At 69.3% G+C, this 1,756-nt stretch carries 2 protein-coding genes; both read left to right on the plus strand.

The window, feature by feature from the left end; genetic code table 11:
• Positions 1-206 precede the first annotated feature (206 nt).
• Positions 207-995 carry an SDR family oxidoreductase gene (locus ACFV15_RS25380; protein ID WP_378353087.1) on the plus strand — a complete coding sequence of 263 codons (789 nt, stop codon included), beginning with the start codon at positions 207-209 and terminating at the stop codon, positions 993-995.
• Between the two features lie 97 nt (positions 996-1,092).
• Positions 1,093-1,686: an SRPBCC family protein gene (locus ACFV15_RS25385; RefSeq protein WP_378353088.1), complete on the plus strand. Its 594-nt coding sequence runs from the start codon at positions 1,093-1,095 to the stop codon at positions 1,684-1,686.
• Positions 1,687-1,756: the final 70 nt, after the last annotated feature.

Raw genomic sequence — 1,756 nt, forward strand, 5'->3', positions numbered from 1 at the left:
GGGGGCGGCCGCGCGGCGCCCCCCCCACGCGGGGGTGCGTTGTGGGGGGTGGCGTGGCGCTTTAACTCCCCCTTAACCCCCCCCACGACCCATTATCGCTTTTGCGCGCCGCGCTTGGGTCATAAGGCCCGATGATCCGCCGTTTTATGATTAGTCGGTCACTTACCGCCTAGTGGGCGCCGGATGCCGCCGCTAGCGTTTTGAGAATGATCCTCGAACGGTTTCTCGTCACGGACAAAGTCGCGGTCATCACCGGTGCGGGCCGGGGAATCGGGGCTGCCACGGCGATCGCGCTCGCTGAGGCCGGCGCCGATGTGGTAATCGCTTCCCGCACGGTGGAAGACCTCAAGGAAGTGGCGTCGCGGGTGGAATCGGCCGGGCGCAAGGCACATGTCGTCGTCACGGATCTGCGTGATCCGGCGGCCGCCGTGGCACTCGCCGAGGAGGCCGTGAACACTTTCGGCAGGCTGGACATCGTGGTGAACAATGTCGGCGGCGCGTTGCCGAGGCATATTTTGTCCACCACGGTCGAACATCTCGAAGAAGCCTTCAGTTTCAACGTTTCCGTCGCGCACGCGCTGACCGCCGCGGCCATTCCCGCGATGCTCGGCGGAGGTGGCGGCTCGGTGGTCAACATCTCGGCCGTGCTCGGCAGGGCGCCGGGGCGCGGCTTTCTCGCCTACGGGGCGGCCTCGGGTGCGTGCCTGCAGTACACGCGGCTAGCGGCGGCCGATCTCGCGCCGCGGATCCGGGTGAACGCCGTCGCCGTCGGTTCCGTCGCGACGTCAGGGTTACGCGAGATCCTGGCGAACGACGCGGTGCGCGAGCCCATGGAACAGGCGACCCCCTTGCGCAAGCTCGGCGAGGCCGAAGACGTCGCGGCCGCCGTGCTGTACCTGTCGTCGGCTGCGGGTTCGTATCTCACCGGCAAGGTGTTGCAGGTCGACGGTGGCATCGAAGGGCCGAACCTGGACCTAGGCATCCCGGACCTTTAGGCGGGCCGATCTACGTAGTTCTCACCGACGCGGGCACCCCGGCGGCCGCGGCAAGGTCGACTTCGACACCGGACGAAGCCGAACCGAGGAGAACCTCATGCGCACCCTGCTCGCCATCCCGCTGGTCGCCGCCGCCATCTTCGGCGCCACCGCCACACCCGCCCAGGCCGCCACCCCGGCACCCGCGTCGCTGACCTGCCGCAGCCAGGGCGTCGACCCGGCAGCCAAGATCCGCTATCGCGCCGAAACACTGGTCAAGGCGCCTTTGCGCACCATCTGGCGGCTTCAGGCCGACGTGGCGCGCTGGCCTGCCTGGCAAGAGCCGGTCACCAGCGCGAAGCGGCTGGACCACGGACCGCTGCGGGCGCGCTCGCAGTTCCGGTGGACCACGCCGGTGCCGCCGACCCCGGTCAGCCCGGCCACCACCCTGGTCATCACCTCGACGGTCGAGCAGCTTCAGCACGGCGAGTGCATCCGCTGGACCGGTCCCGCGATCGGCGACGGCCTGCGCATCGACCGCGGCGTGCACGTCTGGAACTTCGTCGAGGTACCGGGCGGCGTACTGGTCCGGACCGAGGAAACCCATGTGGGCAAGCAGATCGAGACCGAGGTGGGCCTCGCCAACGAGTTCCTCAAGGCAGGCCTCGACGCCTGGCTGAGCGCACTCAAGACCGCCGCCGAGCACTGCTGAAAGGGGTCGTGAGTGGTGTGGGCGGGGGGTTGCCGCCCGCACACACACCCGGGGGGTGGGGGGGGGGGCC

Source organism: Amycolatopsis sp. NPDC059657, from assembly GCF_042734395.1.
Taxonomy (GTDB): Bacteria; Actinomycetota; Actinomycetes; order Mycobacteriales; family Pseudonocardiaceae; genus Amycolatopsis.

Excerpts from the sequence above, each read along its gene's own strand:
- ACFV15_RS25380 (WP_378353087.1), top strand. The coding sequence starts at position 207 with ATGATCCTCGAACGGTTTCTCGTCACGGACAAAGTCGCGGTCATCACC.
- ACFV15_RS25385 (WP_378353088.1), top strand. The coding sequence starts at position 1,093 with ATGCGCACCCTGCTCGCCATCCCGCTGGTCGCCGCCGCCATCTTCGGC.